Annotated in this window: 17 protein-coding genes; 12 read left to right on the plus strand and 5 right to left on the minus strand. The window is 35.7% G+C overall.

Translation table 11 applies throughout. The features are described from left to right. The first annotated feature begins 212 nt into the window (after positions 1–212). The 3 genes from dinG to GLP24_RS13835 all read left to right on the plus strand — a co-directional run bounded on the left by dinG (position 213) and on the right by GLP24_RS13835 (position 4515). A complete protein-coding gene (gene dinG, locus GLP24_RS13825; RefSeq protein WP_232577721.1) occupies positions 213–2249 on the plus strand; it encodes an ATP-dependent DNA helicase DinG in 2037 nt (678 codons plus the stop codon). 128 nt (positions 2250–2377) lie between these two features. After that, a complete protein-coding gene (locus tag GLP24_RS13830) occupies positions 2378–2914 on the plus strand; it encodes a hypothetical protein (protein ID WP_101767428.1) in 537 nt (178 codons plus the stop codon). Next, positions 2911–4515, plus strand: a complete 1605-nt coding sequence (locus tag GLP24_RS13835) for a hypothetical protein (protein WP_101767429.1) — start codon at positions 2911–2913, stop codon at positions 4513–4515. Before GLP24_RS13830 ends, GLP24_RS13835 begins: the two co-directional genes overlap by 4 nt. A 114-nt stretch (positions 4516–4629) precedes the next feature. On the opposite strand, the gene GLP24_RS13840 is transcribed toward GLP24_RS13835, so the two are convergent. After that, positions 4630–5592 carry a hypothetical protein gene (locus GLP24_RS13840; protein WP_101767430.1) on the minus strand — a complete coding sequence of 321 codons (963 nt, stop codon included), beginning with the start codon at positions 5590–5592 and terminating at the stop codon, positions 4630–4632. A gap of 138 nt (positions 5593–5730) precedes the next feature. Here GLP24_RS13840 and GLP24_RS13845 point away from each other — a divergent pair, with 138 nt between their 5' ends. Together GLP24_RS13845 and GLP24_RS13850 are read left to right on the plus strand one after the other, a co-directional pair. Beyond that, positions 5731–6129, plus strand: a complete 399-nt coding sequence (locus GLP24_RS13845; protein WP_101767431.1) for a Ter macrodomain-binding protein MatP — start codon at positions 5731–5733, stop codon at positions 6127–6129. A gap of 78 nt (positions 6130–6207) precedes the next feature. Beyond that, a complete protein-coding gene (locus GLP24_RS13850) occupies positions 6208–6645 on the plus strand; it encodes a hypothetical protein (RefSeq protein ID WP_101767432.1) in 438 nt (145 codons plus the stop codon). Positions 6646–7099: 454 nt separating this feature from the next. Here the strand turns inward: GLP24_RS13850 and GLP24_RS13855 are convergent, their stop codons facing one another. After that, a complete protein-coding gene (locus GLP24_RS13855; RefSeq protein ID WP_101767434.1) occupies positions 7100–7609 on the minus strand; it encodes a hypothetical protein in 510 nt (169 codons plus the stop codon). Between the two features lie 301 nt (positions 7610–7910). On the opposite strand from GLP24_RS13855, the gene GLP24_RS13860 reads away from it, so the two are divergent. Next, positions 7911–8423 carry a hypothetical protein gene (locus GLP24_RS13860; protein ID WP_144043133.1) on the plus strand — a complete coding sequence of 171 codons (513 nt, stop codon included), beginning with the start codon at positions 7911–7913 and terminating at the stop codon, positions 8421–8423. Positions 8424–8530: 107 nt separating this feature from the next. Here the strand turns inward: GLP24_RS13860 and GLP24_RS13865 are convergent, their stop codons facing one another. Together GLP24_RS13865 and GLP24_RS13870 are read right to left on the minus strand one after the other, a co-directional pair. Beyond that, complete coding sequence (locus GLP24_RS13865; RefSeq protein WP_101767436.1) at positions 8531–9538, minus strand: RecA family protein; 1008 nt, start codon at positions 9536–9538, stop codon at positions 8531–8533. A gap of 107 nt (positions 9539–9645) precedes the next feature. After that, positions 9646–10125, minus strand: a complete 480-nt coding sequence (locus GLP24_RS13870) for a hypothetical protein (RefSeq protein ID WP_144043134.1) — start codon at positions 10123–10125, stop codon at positions 9646–9648. 315 nt (positions 10126–10440) lie between these two features. Between GLP24_RS13870 and GLP24_RS13875 the strand changes: the two genes are divergently transcribed. The 4 genes from GLP24_RS13875 (at position 10441) to GLP24_RS13890 (ending at position 14806) form a co-directional block, all read left to right on the plus strand. After that, the gene (locus GLP24_RS13875) at positions 10441–11562 is read left to right on the plus strand and encodes a hypothetical protein (protein WP_101767438.1); all 1122 of its coding nucleotides are present in this window, start codon (positions 10441–10443) and stop codon (positions 11560–11562) included. A gap of 13 nt (positions 11563–11575) precedes the next feature. Then, positions 11576–12541 (plus strand): LytTR family DNA-binding domain-containing protein, encoded by a 966-nt coding sequence (locus GLP24_RS13880; RefSeq protein ID WP_232567734.1) that lies wholly within the window; start codon positions 11576–11578, stop codon positions 12539–12541. 112 nt (positions 12542–12653) lie between these two features. Beyond that, positions 12654–13490 (plus strand): DNA adenine methylase, encoded by an 837-nt coding sequence (locus GLP24_RS13885; protein WP_101767440.1) that lies wholly within the window; start codon positions 12654–12656, stop codon positions 13488–13490. A 2-nt stretch (positions 13491–13492) separates the two neighbouring features. After that, a complete protein-coding gene (locus GLP24_RS13890; RefSeq protein WP_232577720.1) occupies positions 13493–14806 on the plus strand; it encodes a tyrosine-type recombinase/integrase in 1314 nt (437 codons plus the stop codon). On the opposite strand, the gene GLP24_RS13895 is transcribed toward GLP24_RS13890, so the two are convergent. Continuing rightward, positions 14803–15270, minus strand: coding sequence for a hypothetical protein (locus tag GLP24_RS13895; RefSeq protein ID WP_101767441.1), 468 nt, complete (start codon positions 15268–15270; stop codon positions 14803–14805). The two genes, GLP24_RS13890 and GLP24_RS13895, sit on opposite strands and share 4 nt — an antisense overlap. Before the next feature lie 319 nt (positions 15271–15589). Between GLP24_RS13895 and GLP24_RS13900 the strand changes: the two genes are divergently transcribed. After that, positions 15590–16522, plus strand: coding sequence for a hypothetical protein (locus tag GLP24_RS13900; RefSeq protein WP_232582798.1), 933 nt, complete (start codon positions 15590–15592; stop codon positions 16520–16522). 106 nt (positions 16523–16628) lie between these two features. Then, positions 16629–17054, plus strand: a complete 426-nt coding sequence (locus tag GLP24_RS13905) for a hypothetical protein (protein ID WP_101767443.1) — start codon at positions 16629–16631, stop codon at positions 17052–17054. The last annotated feature ends 36 nt before the right edge of the window (positions 17055–17090 follow it).

A 17090-nucleotide genomic window follows, 5' to 3' on the forward strand; every position in this document is an offset into this window, starting at 1 on the left:
AGCTTAATATGCAGATTGTTGATTTGATAGATGTTATTATTAATATACCCATCTAAATTCAATAATTAATACCGCTAATGCTAACGAGACCAAAGATGATAGTCGCGCAGCAAAATCGTTGAGTTACTCTAATTGAAACGTGAAGTAACTCTAACTACATTCAGGTATCACTTAGAGTTACTTGTAATATTTAATTTATAGGATAATTTTTTATGCAAGAACAATTGAAAGACTTAAAGCAAGTGTTCAATAAGTGTGAAGATATCTTCGATAACTATCGACCTCGTGCTGGGCAAAAACGTATGTGCTTTGAGTTTGTAAAGCAGTTGAATGAACCACATGAGACTGTAACTATTTGTGAAGCTGGAACTGGAACAGGGAAGTCATTAGCATATCTAGCAGCAGCAATAACCTATGCCGTAAATAATAAAAAGACGGTTATTATCAGTACCGGTACTATCGCCCTCCAAAAACAATTATTAAAGAAAGATATTCCGCTACTTTCTCGCCTTTACAACAAAAAATTTAGCTATGCGTTAGCACAAGGTCGAGCCCAATACGTTTGTCTTGATAAACTTTCTGACGCGATAGGTAAGGGTGGTACCCAAAGCTTCTTATTTTCAAATGATAGCGAAGAATCGCAAATGTTAGAAAAAATGCATAGGGACTACAATAGCGGTCTTTGGAACGGTGAAAAAGAATCATATTCAAATACGATACCTAGTGAAGTATGGGCCACAATAGTTAGCGATAAGCATAAATGTCAATCAAGGTTTGAAAGTCATCGTGAATGCCCGTTTCATAAGGCGAGACGTGGAATGAAGGATAAGACTGTAATCCTTGTGAATCATAACCTACTGCTGAGTGACCTAAATCTAAGTTGCGGTGGGGGCGTTATTTTGCCGTCAATTAGTGAGTGCGTATTAGTTATCGATGAGGCTCACGACCTTCCTGATATTGCTCGTTCAGCATCAGAAGGGGTGTTTTCCATTGCGTCCTTTACAAGTCTTGCTGAATCGTTAGTTAAAGCAGCTAAAAGGCATTCAATAAATGAATCGCAACTTCGGCTAAACGATAAATTCAATAAAATTTTCGACCTTACCAGTAGTTGCGTCGATAGCGTAACGTCCTTAAAAGCATATCTTCAAGCCAATCACGATACTTTTTTTAAAGATAACATTTATGTTCTTCGTGCATTCTGTGAAAATCTAGCCTCGTTTATAGACAACGCCCTAAAGGATTTTAGACGATTAAAAAAATTGGTTAATGAAATAATCAATGTCTATAAAAAAATAATTGATGATGGTGATCCGTTGACCCCAAATCAAGAAACTATCTATGGCGATTATACATTCCATATTAATTGGATAAAAACTGCTGAATATGTGTTGTTTACTATGTTAGGTAAAGATAATTTTGATGAAATGGCTAAGTGGATTGATAGCAAAGGTCGCGGTGATACCTATACGCTATCTGTCGTACCGATAGAGGCAAGAGGAATATTACAAAATCTATTGTGGGATTATACCTCGGATGTGCTTCTGTGCTCGGCTACATTAAGTAGCGTCGGATCTTTCCAGTTATTTAAATCAGAGTCAGGCTATCCTGATCACGCAAAAGTATTCAGAGTAGATTCGCCATTTGATTATTCGAAAAGCACTTTATGCATTCCTGTAATAGAGGTTGAACCAGGTGACCAAGAAGAATATACCCAATATCTCATTGATAATTTATTCGAAAAGTACATAACAGATCAAGCCGCAAACCTCGTCCTATTCTCATCGTATTGGCAGATGAATAAAGTCTTTGATGGGGTTAAGCGTAAAGCTAAGAAGAAAGGCTTTATCCTGCAGCAACAAGGTAATTCTCCTAAGCAAACAATGCTAGATAAGCACTCGAAGTTATTAAAGGAAGGTAAGAAGAGCGTCTTATTTGGTACAAGCAGTTTCTCGTTCGGTCTAGATTTGGCTGGTGACCTATTAACGAACTTAATCATCACAAAAATTCCATTTTCTTCTCCTACCGATATCGTTGCAATTAGGCATTCTGAAATTCTGAAATCTCGGGGGAGAAATCCGTTCTTTGAACTTACGCTACCACAAGCTAGCAGGGCTCTTGTTCAGGCTGTCGGACGGTTAATTAGAACAGAAATGGACAGTGGGACAGTCACAATTCTTGATTCCAGATTGAATACTAAAGCCTATGGTAAGCAAATTATTAAATCGTTACCTCCGTTTAAGCGCGGTTAGGCAAGGATTTTTTTGCCCATATGCTATAGACTTTTTATGCAATCAGTCGTCTAATTTAGTGAGGTTGTAGGTCACTTATAAGTAAATGCTACAACACATATCTATAATATTATTAATAGGGTTATGTTATGTCTTATGGGAAGTTAGCAGCAGGAGCGGTCGCATTATTAGCTGCGACGGGAATTGGTTATTGTTTTGGTGGCGAAAAGTTTAAAAAAGAAGAAGAACGATCAGATTATAAATCAGGTTATAACAACGGAAAAGCCGAAAACATAAATAGTGTAAAAACAGCTAACGATAATGCAGATAAGGCAATAAAGGCAAACGAAGAGTACGTTTATCATCAAAACCAAATTATAGCATTGATCACTATTGGAACGGCTGTAGCTGGTTGTAAACAAATTCCAATCCCTACAAATATATTCACTGATATATCTCAGGCAGCTGGTGGGCTTTCTGTCTCTAATGCATCACAAGAGACAAGAAAAAAGGCTGAGTCATTAATGAAGCGTCCAGTATCAATACGTAGCGCAATATCAGTGGCGAATCGTGCAGGGCTATCAAAAAGTCAGTGCATTGAAATGATTGAAGTTGCAATGTCAATTGATGGTAAGCCAAATGATAAGCAATATGCGTTTCGTAATGAATGGAGCAAGGTTGCATGAATTATTTAGAGAGAAAACAGTGTCGTAAACAATGGGCTGATAAACGTTCTGTTGTTTCTCAAGCAAGTATTGATTCTTTGCATGAAGATTCATTGCGTGATAATTCGCAGATAGAATTGATTAAGCCAATTGAGATCACTCATGGCGTCAACGATTCAAAATTACTAATTACAATGTTATCAGATCAGTTTAATGGTCAACGATTAGAACAATTATTTATAGACGTTAAGCGTGATGTAATTGCTTCAATTGTACCGCTAGGCATGGGGTCTAAGTTGGCTAAACATGATCAGCTCGGTGGTAATGTAGATACAACATATAATGTCAGGAAAAAGATTTACGCTACTGAAGACGCAGAAAAAGCGTATGACCAGAGAGAGAAATATGATTCTGATGACTATCATAATCGCAGTAAAAAATACAATAAAAAACAAAGAGTTGGTAATGCTGAAGCCGATAATTGTACATTAATTGATGAATCGACGGGGCAGTTATTTGAACGAGGGAAAGATGGGAAAATCCATAAATCACTTGATCATACTATACCAGCGTCAACAATACATGATGATCGTGCCGCTAATTTAGCTGAAATGGATACCGTGGATCTTGCAAATACTGATGAGAATCTTCAGTTCATAAACCCAAAGGTCAACTCGACAAAAAATGCTCAATCTAATGCAGAATATGTTGCTAACATCGATAAGAAAATAAAAGAAAAAGAGGTGCGTATAAGTCGGTTAGAAGCAAAAGATACCTTATCAGATCAAGAACAACGTGAATTGGCCAATGCTAAAGTTTACGTAGAAGATAATGGAAAAATTAATAAACAACGTATGTTAGAAGCCGAAAAGGAAGCTCAGGAAGCTATTGATAACAAGGTTGATGAAACATACTATAAATCAGATAAGTTTCGTAAAAACAGTATAGCCGCTGCTACAAACACAGCAAAAAGAGCGGGTGTGACTGCAGCTTTAGGCCGAGTTTTAACTTTGTTTATGAGTGGCCTTATTGATGAAGTTATCGACTGTTGGAAAAATGGTAAAGAAACTGACTCAAATATCAAAGAACTTAGGGTTCGTATTGGACGCATTGTTAATCAATGTACTTTGGAATGGAAATCAATTATAGGTGTAGGCTTAGGAGCCGCAGCCTCCGGCTTCTTTTCTGAATTAGCGACTATTTTCATTAATACCTTTGCAACCACAACAAAACGAACGGTAACGTTAATTCGAGAGGGCGGATTTTCTCTATTACGTGCACTAAAGTTGATCCTTTCTCCACCTGAAGGTATGACGCTTATTGAGGCTACTCATGAGGCGACAAAAATATTTGCAGCAGGAATGATTGCAGCATCAGGTATTTTAGTTCAAAACATGTTAGAGACGTATTTTAAGGCGGTGTTACCGTATGGTTCTGAATTAATATCGACAATAATAATTGGCGCGTTGATAGCCATTACGTCTTGCTTAGTAGTGTACATAATCGATAAAGCTGATTTTTTCAAAGTTACCAATAACAAAAAGCAAGATTTTGTAACCAATGCTTTAGAAGATCTTCTTACTAATGAAATGGAAAGGACTAAGCAATTATCGATTAAATAGGTTGTTTTTACCTTACGATGGAATACCCGATAATTGGGGTTATCGGGTATTAAGTTGTTGATTTATATCGAATTTACACACTACCAATCTAAAACCCCCTCTAACCCGCCCTGCCTAAGTAAGATGACGAAGGATTTCTGGCGGTAAATTTAGCTCCCCTCCAGTAAGATCCGCCCGTTTAATCGCAGCAAAAATCTCAGCAGCCGTTTTGGTTTTTTGTAGATCGTGGTAATTACTCAGTGAAAAACATTTCGAATGGCCACCAGTATCGTCGGTCCAAAAAACAGCGTAAGTCGGGTACGTTTTTTTTTGCTGATTTTTAGTTATATAAGTATGATTTTGCGCATGACAATATACCCCAAACTTATCGCTTCGACGAAATGCGTTTATTTTCCCTCTCTTTACTAAGTCCCATCGTTTAATTCCCCAGGAATCGATGGCATTAATAAATTGCCAATATTTTGCTTCATCAAGTGTATGTTCACCATATTTATTTGAGTTGAATTGTCGAGAAAGATGATGACCACCGGGCAAAGGGATAGTGACTCGCACACTACCTGTTGGTTTAGAGTTTACTATGCGATATTCGTCGCTTAGATCTAATTCACTCGGTATATATGGTTTAATTGCCTCGTGATTTTTGAAACTTAACGTATAACATCTATAATGTTGCGCGAGAAATGCGCCCCATTCACTTTCAAGAACCTTATTACAAAACGTCTCTGCAGCTTCATAAGTAGAAACGACGCGTGATGTGTGATGAGTGTCTGGATGTTGAATATAGCAAAGATATTCGTTAGTTTTGTTTATTGTTTGTATTTCCGTTATACATCGATGGGTTTTTAATTGTTGAGCATGTTCTACACGATTGGTCGAGACCATCTCCCATTCGTCTTTAGTCCATCGTTCTAGCCCTATCTCATTAAAGCGAATACGAGCATCTTCGATTGCTGATTTAAGTGATGTTTTGATATCAACACAAGAAATTCTGTTATCACGATAATTTTTAACGTTCGGCATCGGGGCCGTGATCATGATCGTCTTAGTTTTTTTAAGGATGTTTATATATCGATGCATAATTAACTCAAAGTCCATGTTGAACTAAACAATATATATTAATATTGTAGTAGCTCAATTATAGTTATTGTATGTACATGACTGTTTGATGCTTTTTTGTGCTTTTTTGTGTTTTTATAAAAGTTTATCGAGAATGGTATGAGTAAATATCAACAATTAGAAAATTTAGAATGTGGTTGGAAATGGAATTATTTGACCAATAAGATACTTACTGGGTGTAATGTTACTAAATGGATTGATAGCAGTGAGATTGAATCTTCAGTAGCAAAATTAAAGGCAATGGAGAGCGAGCCTGTCAATGTTCTAGATTGGATTATAGGTAATCTAAATCAAGAGCATGAACGAAAGCTAAATCAAGCCATACGAGCCAAGAGAAAACGACATTTCAATGCTGAACAACGGCACACAAAGAAAAAATCAGTTGATTTGGATTATGCTGTTTGGCAAAAACTGAGCGAAAGATCGCAAAGCCTTGGTGCTACCCTATCAGAAACCATAGAATTACTTATAGAAGATAAAGATACCGGTTCGCTATAGTTTTAATTCCTGATATTTATTTTAATTCGCTTACAATGTTAACATATTACGTTATCAGGTTATTGAACGAGATTAACTGTGACAAGTTATTTAAGGAACAGCATCATTGCTGCTTATGTGTCGAGCTTTATTTTAGGTTTGATGAATATTGGCAACCAGAATTTAACGTTAGTTGTATTTGTTTTAAATTTTGTAATGGCACTTCTTTTAATCGTCGTATGTGCAAAACGACGTAATGAGTATGATATTGGGAGTCTGCATTTATTTAATGTAACCCGCTTACTAATTAAGGCATTGTCGTATCAGGCTTTGATTTTGTTAATGATGGGCATATCATTTGGGATATACAGCATAATGAGAGCTTGTGGTGCTCATGATGGCGGTTTAGATATGTTTAACATGGTTGTGAGCAAGTTAACTTTGCTCTACTTCATGATTGTTAATTTGTATTGCCTATGTTTTCTTTCTGGGACAGGTCTTTACCGGTTGTTCCATATGATCCCACCAGGTGTTTAACGTGAACTTTTTAGAGAAAATTAAAGCCTACTATATTTATTTAGCTGCCTATCTGCTATCTGTTTTTCTTACAGGACGATTAACGGACCTGCTTTTCTTTAAATATGGAAGCTCATATTTATTTATAATCTTGGCAGTTATTCCCATAGGTGTAAATTTTACAATTGCCAAAGAAAATATATTGGCCGCAATTCCAGCTTCGTTATGCTGTGTTTTTGTGTGTGCGTACTCATTTGACCATGGTGATTATAATCACTACTCATTGTATGTGGACTACATAGGATTGAGTTCGTGTGCCCTCGTCGCCTTTTTGTTTATGCGCTTAATTTATAAAAAAGGTCGTAAATTTGGCTTCTTCCGTAGAAAAATCAGTGAGTAGTTGGATAACGATAATTTAAAAAAGGAACTAGATGGTTTGCAATTCATCTAGTATCCGAAATTACTTATTAAGTTTTTAGATGTAATTTTTTCTGCTGTTTTTGATACGAATGGCGCATTCTTTCGCTGTTGGTTCCATATATGTAATGGTTAATGGTGATAAAATTGACGTATATTTGGCATATGTGATTTTATCAATAGCCGTTGTAAGTGCATTACGCCTTACGAAGTCAATAATTTTCCCATACTTAATATCGTCACCTCTATAAACTTTATGGTAGCAATCTGCTGATATTTGAATATCTGTTTCATAAAGCAATACATTTTGAACATTTAATAATTTCAGTCCACTTATTGAATTTACTTCGTTAGCGTAATTCATGAGTGCAGCTGTTTCTACTGGGTTAGTAGTGATGTTGTTAATAAATGTACATAATGTTTTATCCTCAATATTTTTGGGCGAACATACACCAAGTGTTGTTTTGTATTCAGGCTCTCTAGGTAATTCTAGTTGCTGAGCTGATGCATTCCCCCCTGTGATAACAAGAATACCACCAATGATTAATTTGTCGTATTTACCAAACATAACGCTACTCGTTGAACTGTGATAGCTTATAATATACAAATTATATTAATGAGTGTTAATAATGTTAGGTTTAGACCTTTCCGACCTAAAAGATTGGATAGTAGAACAAGGTAAGAAATTTTACTTGGCTACGTTTTTCGTGTCTATATTGTTCATTTTAGGTGGTTTACTCAACGTTGGATGTACTAGATACTTTTTTGCTATACCCTTTTTAGGTGTAATTGTATTTATAACAATAAAAAATAAATCTAGATGGTGTTTTTTTTGGTTGGTACTGATCAGCTTATTGTTTGGTATACGGATGTGGTCATTTGAGGATAACTCGTATATTTTCCCAATTAACGGTACGGTTATTGACCTACCATCAACGTGGTATCTCATTGACTATAATGATGGTGGTCATTTTATAAGGCCAACTAACACAAGAGATGCTGCTGCAGATGTTAAGGCGTCGTCTCAAGTTGGACAGCTACAAGTTGAATTTTATCGAGTAATAATTGGATATAAAGCATTGAACCCTATTATCAGTTCGGTTGTGCGAGATATTAATGATGATAAGCGTCGATGGATTATTTCAGAGGAAGATAGCTTGATGTTGCTTAATAACAGCAAAGCTAAGTTAGAATCATTTGGATTACAGCATCATGATCAGGTCGAGACGTTAATTTATAGTAATGGGGTTACATCACTGAACAATGATGGAGGAAATGCGCGTACAGTTACAAGCCTGCAAACCACCAGTGGTGATCGCCTCTCGATGTTGATGTACTATCCAATATTTGCCGCAGTATTTTCCCTGTTTGGTTTCTTGTAAATTAGCTTTGGTGATTCTAGTTATAATATGTGAAGTGTGGCGGTATTATCTTAATGGTGAAGATTAATACCGCCCGACGCAATGGGTGCGCATAAATTAGATTTTTCTTAGTGATTAAGCTGATTTTTCGCTCTTCGTAAGTGCTCATAAATTGTAAAGATATCAATTTGCGTTCTAAATTTAGGATATTGAGCTAAGATATTTAATGCCTCAGCACGATCATTGCCCATTGATTGATTCTTAGCGCAGGCGTGATTTATTGTATAACCGCTATCATCAGTTGTGATGATATTGTGTTCTACCGCATTCTTTAATGTATCGAGAACACTATTGATCCCTTTTTGATAATGCACACTAAAGGTCGCAATACTCCCACTTTTCCCGTAGGTATTTTTTAATACGGTGGCAATTACGTGATGCCCCATTTTTACCGTACTATCTTTTTTAGAAAGAATAACCTTTCCTTTTTTTAAGCGAATACGAGTATCAATATATCTCTCAAGTGGTTTTCCACCAACTGAGTACCATTCGCTAGTATTGGGATTTTGTCGTAATTGATTAATGAAGATAACAGAACAAAGGGAATCAGCGATCATCGCTTTTATTTTTTCTAAATTCTTAGCAAGCTCTCGTGAAAACTCTAATGCTGCATTTTCTGTAAGCAACCCGTTAACCACTTCGTTTTTAGGTAGCATTGATGCAATTGAATCAAAAACGATAAGATTTACAGTGCCACTTTTAATAAGTTCAAATGCGATCTTAAAAGCATCATCCATCGTCGTTGGTTGTGAAAAAATAACGTTATCCATATCAACACCTATTTTTTTCATATAGGCGGGATCAATGGATTGTTCCGTTTCTATAAAGGCAGCTACGCCATTAGTACGCTGACAGTTAACGATGGAGTGTAAAGCGAGTGTCGTCTTGCCTACGCCATTCTCACCGCTTATTTCAGATAGTGACGAAAATTCAAGGCTACATTTACCACAAAGAGCAAGATCAAGGGATGTATTCCCTGTTGATGTTCCATATAGTTTTACTGTATTTAATACTTCAGATTGTTTTGCTGTATTTAATACTTCAGATTGTTTTGCTGTATTTAATGAAGTGGACATGAAACCTACTTATATGATTTGTAGAAGATACAAATAGGTTCTCATGTATTTTGATATGCGCTAGTGCGATTTATGAATAAGGTAAAATTGTATGCTAATTACAATTATTAAAAGAATCGTTCGTCGATAACGAATTTAATTAAACTATATATTGCATCAAGGCTATCAATGTTATGGTCGGTCCCCATTGGGATATCTAAATCAAGGGGCGATTTGATGGTGGCCACTATGTCATTTTTATTATTAGTTGAAAAATCCACATAAGAGTTACCAATAAATGAAATACTTTCTGATAGTGCGTTAATTCGACTACTAGATGAGTCCTTAGCCTCAGTAACTACTGCGTTAATTAATAAATGATCTTTTTCATTATATGTAACGTCATAACGTTGCTCAAAAGTTGGGGCGATTATATTTATAATAATTCCATCTGCAAACAATGTGCTAGAGAATTGGGCATCATAACTACTCGTTAATTCAGCAAATAATCCTTCTGTACTATCAACTAAAACTTGTTTTCGTAGCTTATGTGTTGAATTAAAAGCATCGGATTCAGAGTTTACAATCGTTCTGGTCATAGTCGTCACAGTATCAATATCCTTTGGCACTAATTAGTATAATAAAATCTTTAGCGGTATTGTCCTAATGGCTAATTGTTCACCCTAGCCATGACATATAATTTGCATTTTTTGTTAATAATGCAAATTTTTGTCGTCGAATGATTGATAATACTATATAAAAGTATGATATTAACCTTTTAATTCAATCGTTTAATACTATGCATTTGTTTCACCAACTATTGTATTTGTAATTGAATATGTCTATTTAATTATGGTTTTTTAGGTTTTTTTATTCTTGTGGGCTATCTGGTTGTGTTTTATTACTATTCAGTTTGTTTTTTCATGTTATTTTTTGCTTCTATTTCACATGCCGCACCAACATATCATGTTGAAGTAATAAAGCGTTCAAAAAATGGCTCATGTATCATTAATGGCTTTAATGATTATACAAAAGGATTAGTTAATATTGACATTAACTTTGTTAATTCTTCGTCAAAATTATTCCATTCGATGCCAAAGGTTGTGCACGAAAAACCAGACATGATAATTTTCCCAGACGTCTATCGTAAAAGACATCAGACACTAAATTTACTTTATCATAGTCACATTCCTGTGATTTCTCGTGATGGGATAGCTCCGATTCAGCTCCGAAATGGGAACGCTTCAACTCTTTCGATAACAAATTTATATGCTAATCAAGCGAAGTCTATATATTCATTTATTAAGCAAGATTTAAAAAAACAGAATAAGAAAAAAACAACCGTAATATTAATGCTAAATGAGTCTTATGAATACGCTAAACGCTTAGGCGCTGAAATTCAGCATACATTCCAATCAGAATATAATAATGACATCAGCATCTTACGAATACGTTATGCTAACGAGCTGCCATATTATGAAGTTAAGGATGGTGATTATTTTATTAGCCTTCTCTCTGAACCTATGTCCGCAGTTTTTTACCGTAATTTGGTTAAAACAAAAAAGCATGTCACATTAATTCATTCTGATTTAGGGATCACTGACAGTTCCTTTGGGCAGTTGTTGCTTGGGAATCCGTCTAATGTGAATTTGTTCTTAGTATCTAATGGTGCCGCTATTTTTAGTCAGCCATATTTAGATTTTATGAATACATATTGTGCTAATGAGAGAAAAAGCAATTATGGAATGATGCTATTCGAAATGCTTGATATTTCATACGAAATTTTAAAAAACGAACTACTTATACAGATGCCTTTCATCGATGCTGTAAACTTTATTAAGTATCCAACGGGATTTTCACGAGAACCTTTGACATTTAATGAAGGAGGTATCCGTATTAATAAAACCATTATTCGTAACATGATCTTAAAGTGTGCTTGTGGCGAAAAACACTTCATTAGCCATGATGGTGATTGTGAATGTGACCACGAAGACTGTAACTGTATGAAAAACAATGGCTTAACAGAGAATATTTATGCGATTTAAGAGCAAGGTGTCATTGGGTTTAATTGTATTACTATATTCTATTGTGATTTTTTCGTGTGTAGGGTTTACCATCTATCTGTTTGAACAAGGGCATTCCTTAGAAAAGGATTTTTTAGATAAAATGGCATATCTCTTTAACAATTCTGTAATTGTTAAAGAAGATTTATATCTGAATGATACTGCTGGTTTGAATGATGAATTGGCTTATATCATCGAATCAATTAAGTACGATAACCACCTGGAATCGATATGTGGAGAGATCTCACTAACAAAAATGGATGTCGAACCATATAATTACATTCGTTGTTCCGGTGATGATGATTACGAAATTATTTTAAATAAACAGCCACGAACATACAGCTACCCAATTAAATTGGGTGATAAAATATTTGGACACCTAACTTGGCGGATAGTTGACGACTGTGATTTTTTATCTATTAATTACATTATAATTTATGTGCTATTTGTTTTTTCTAGTTTTATATGCGCCTTGCTGATTTACTTCTATCTTAGTCCTTATGTTATTGTTAATAAAAATATTAGGCTCAATGAAAGACGGTGTAAAAAGGATTACGAAGATATTGTTTGCCGAGTATCTCAAACCTTATATATGATTAATAATAGTGCTAGTGGTGGTAATAAAAAATATTTTCCTTTAAATGATGATGTTGTGTATGTGGAATACAAAAATGCATATTCTACGATCCATTACGTTAACGGAAAAACGATAATGCTCCGTGTGTCACTTTCTGAAATTGAAGGTTGTATTTACAACTATTTTGTTAGGATAAAACGGAATGTATTGGTAAATAAATATCAAATAAGTAAGTGCGGTAAAATTGAATCATCATGTGGAAATAAAGTTAAGTTAATTGTGTCTCTTAAAAATAGAAAAAAAGAGTTTGATATCACGAATGAAAAAGGTCGTATTGAATTATCAGACCATATTCAGTTACGAAAAACTAACTATGTTATTTAACACCAGACCAGACAAGTCTAATCGTTTGTCGCTGACAATTTTTTGTATGTAGCGCGATTACACTATAGCTGTACAATAACGTTATCTATTAAACTTGCAGTAGGCGTTAGATGTGAAGGCTATACTAAAATGGGCTGGTGGAAAATCTTGGCTAGTACCAATGACGGAAAGAATCGTTAAAGAAGTTAATCCAAAGTTAGTGGCTGAACCTTTTGCTGGTGGACTAAACTTTAGTTGTGGGCATAAGTTTGATCGAGTAATAGCAAATGATTTAAACCCGTTTTCTATTAATTTTTATAGACATGTACAATCTGGTTTTGTACCAAGTGCAAATATCCATTTAAATGACGATATTAATTATTACGCCATTCGTGAACGCTTAAATAGTAAATTAACGAATGGCGTTTATGATCAAGAGGCAGCTCAAGATTTATGGTGGTTAAATCACGCTTGTTACAATGGTTTAATGCGAGTGAATAAAAAAGGGCAATTTAATGTTCCATTTGGATACTATAAAACGATAGCGCCCCCTGATGGTGTTAATGATTTTTATCATGGATGCCGACGGTGGAAATTCGTTAATGGCTCATATGTTGATTTAGATATGCGAGGTGTTGAGCTGTTGCTTGGCGATCCACCGTATATTGATACTTTCTCCAACTACTCTAAAGGTGGGAGCGGCTTCAGTAGCCTGCCGTTGCAACAAGAGGTAGCTGATTGGTTCGCCAATTTTGATATACCTCAAATCATTTGCAATACGGCCAATCGTACTCTGGCAAAAGAATATAAAAATAGAGGCTATGCCGTTTATATTACAGAAGTTCAACGATCAATATCACGTAATGGCGACGGTAGAAAAAAAGTGCCAGAAATGATCGCATTTCGTGGATTTGGGCATGGTCGTCGATTCTTACAATTAGTCCCCAGTATTAAAGTATGGCGAATTTGATAATGATTAATAAAAACGTAGTCCTTCCACCAGCAATGCCCCTCTACCCGTCAATTAATGAGTTGAATGAATCCAACTTGTTTATCAATCAATATATTGCTGAAATTACTATTCACAAGGTTGATGATGCGGGGGTGGTTTATGAACATTCACTGGATTGGCTATCTGAGCAAACAGAAAACGTTAATAACTTCAAGTCGTATCGTAGTGAACTAACCTCGTTTTTGTATTGGTGTTGGAACGTCGCTGGCTTGTCTGTTGCTGATTTAGATAGAAAAACACTAAGAGAATTTATTGAGTGGTGTCGCAATCCGCCTCTGAATTTGCAAGGTACTTGTAATTACGCTCAGTTTGTAAAGCATGTAGATTATGAGTGTAAGATTCCGAATGAAAAATGGCGTCCTTTTACTAAACGTAGAGTAAAAGGATCTGACCCATTAATGAATAATGAGTTAGTTTATCGTTTATCGGATACAGCCATTCAAACAAAATTATCTATTTTATCGAGCTTCTATCAATATCTAAATTGCATAGAGCACTGTGAGTGTAATCCCGCAGCTATCCTTTTAAAGATGTCCAAATTCAAACCAATCCGCAGCCAGAGTGGTGACGATGATGATGAATTAAAGTTTTTCTCACCGTTACAATGGTCGTACGTAATTGATGCTGCCGAGCTAATGGCTAAAGAGGCTCCAGAAACTCATGAGCGAACATTGTTTATTATTAAACTACTCTATGGAACTTACTGCCGAATATCAGAGATTAGTGCGAGACCTGGCTATGAACCGATCATGAGCCAATTTCGTCGAGATAAGAAAACGGGTTATTGGGGGTTTTTAGTACCTCAATCCAAGGGCGGTAAACGTAGAACCGTATCAGTACCAAATGAGCTGCTCGCAGCCCTGACCCGCTATCGAAAATTTAGAGGGTTAAGTGATCTCCCTCTACCCAACGAAAGTGAACCGATTTTTATCCGCCATCGAGCTGCGCAGCATGGTAGAGACGCAAAGATGATTAGAAGTAGCATTGGCACTCGTTATGTGCGAGAAATCGTTCAGGAGGTGTTTGATAGAGCTGCAGAGCTATTGGTTAAGGATAGCTTTGGTCTGGATGCAGCGGAAGTTAGGTTAATGACGGTGCATTCAATTCGTCATACAGGAATATCAAACGATATTGCCCGAGGAAGACCGTTACAGCACGTTCAAGCTGATGCTGGCCATGAATCATTAGATGTCACTTCGTTGTATGTCCATACGTCAAGAGCAGAAAGGCATGAGTCGTCTGCTGAAAGAAAATTAAACCCGCTAGATTGTTAGATCTTCATTTTATTACAGTCAGTAAAGTTTACTGACTGTTCCATCTCGTAGCATAACGACATAAATCTCGCATAATCATGCTGTTTATGACCTGTATTGATCGTCATCACTTTTATTTCACCCATTTCATAAGGTTGATAATTCATGTCACCCTTTGATTTTGTTGTAAGCAATATACAACGAGAAGCGGTGATAAGCTGATTATTTACAATTGCAGCTTCATCTTTAGTTACAACTGATAATGAATGTTGTAGAGCAATAGCATATAGCGTTAATGCCGCTTTGTTTCTCTTATTTGAAATTGAGGTGATAAAAGTATTGATCGAATCCTTGATCCCATCCTGATTAACGTCCTCTACGGATGATATGTGTGTATTTTCTTGGATTTGGATATACGGACTAGACAGTACAGAGAATGTAGTAATAAGAGAAAGTGCTAACGATAAAATTCGAGGTTTTTTCATGGTCAATAGTACAAGTGGCGAGGTAAAGGTTCTACTGCTGGAAAGGTATGACAGGACCTAAAATCAGTAGAACATTTATTTTGATAATGTAAGATGGCAACTTCATTATCGTGCTTTTTAGACTTTAATATCACAGTACAGAGAATTGCTATTGATACCGAGCTGTTTCAATTAGCCAGTTGATAATCTTATTTAATTCGTTTATCAACTTGATTAGATATTACTTATTAGTGATTACTTAAGCAAGCAAAAAAATGTTTTCTAAAAACATTTTAGCTATCAAACAACGAATGTTAATATTGTAAGTAAGTTACAGTAATTGACTATTATCATGTTAAATATAAGGTTCATAAGCCAAGATAAATTTATAGATTGGCTACATAGCAATAAGATAAAGACGATAACGAACTATTTTAAATATTTCGCTAGTCATGGAGACACCATTTACTTACCTTTAAATCCAACAGCTACTTATGGTGCAACACTTGAAGAACTTGGGCTTTTAGATGATAGAAATCATCTTAATATTCAAGCGATGCGATACCAATATCGAACACCTTCGTTTAGTCGTGAGGTTTTTGTACGGTACATTTGTGATAATGATGTTCAACTAAGTATTCAGTATTGCCGGCATTACGTCAGTTCACCCGCTCGGCCATTTTTACCAATAGGATATCACGTTAGCTCATTGATGGGGGCAAGCTGGCACGATTTGCGCGATGAGGGTTGGTTTTCGTTTGATGAATTTAACGTATGGTTAAAAACTTATGGTTTGGATGAAATGAACAAAGATCTTTCTTTAAAATCTTATCGAAAATGTCGCAAGGAAAGTCCGTATAAAAATTACCTACCATCGCACCCTTCAAGTTTCTACCATATGATATGGCCAGTAATTACACATTACAATATAGCCGAATTCCGTGAGTGGTTAAAAGCACAAGGGATATATCGCCTATCTGACTATTATGATTATATGAAAAGCACAAAAAAATCAGAAAGGTGTTTTTTATATCATCGTCCGACTATCGCTTATGGTTTATTGTGGAAATGTATTATTGATGCTGATCTGCCACAACAGTTTAGCAAGTTAGAATTTTTGGCATGGATTAGACGTAATCGTATTACGAGTTTTGGAGAGTATCAGAGGGTGCGTCCTAAGCTTGATAATGAATTAATGTTTCAGTGTCCATGTAATCCATTAAAGACGTACAAATTAACCGAAGATGAAATTTTTAGTATAGGTGAGTCTTAATGTGGTTTTTACTGAATACCTAATAACTACGTTTAGAGGAAAGATGGTTATTTTTGAATTATTTTTCATGCAATAGAACTTTAATTAACTTTAATTGGTACTGGTGATGAATAGTAGTAACGCAGAAAGTAAAAAGACAAGCATAAAAAAGATCTCTTTAGTTATCATGGCGCATAAGTTTAAACGCCGATTTCTTGGAATGTTCAATCAAAAAAAAGAGGTTGAATTAGAAATTAAACCGATAGAGCGTAAAGAGATTAAATCGTATAGACCTGATACATCAATTAAATTCACATGGGATAATGAGTTACTTATCTTCGACGACTTCAATCATGCGATGGATGTCTATGAGTCAGGTGACTACACCCTCTTTTATATAAATTCGAGTTCTGAGGGTGGACCTTTTTGGGATGTTAGCCCTCGGCTAGAGATCACTAAACGAAATCAACGTCAGACTATCGAGGCATTGGTTGCTGGTGGAATAGATAAAGAGCAAGCAGCCAAAGAAGTTATTAGTTGGATTAGCTCTTGATAATTGTTGAATACCCCCCCTGGGGAGTGTATTCAA

Origin of the sequence: Photobacterium carnosum, assembly GCF_021236965.1 — a bacterium.
Lineage (GTDB): Bacteria > Pseudomonadota > Gammaproteobacteria > Enterobacterales > Vibrionaceae > Photobacterium > Photobacterium carnosum.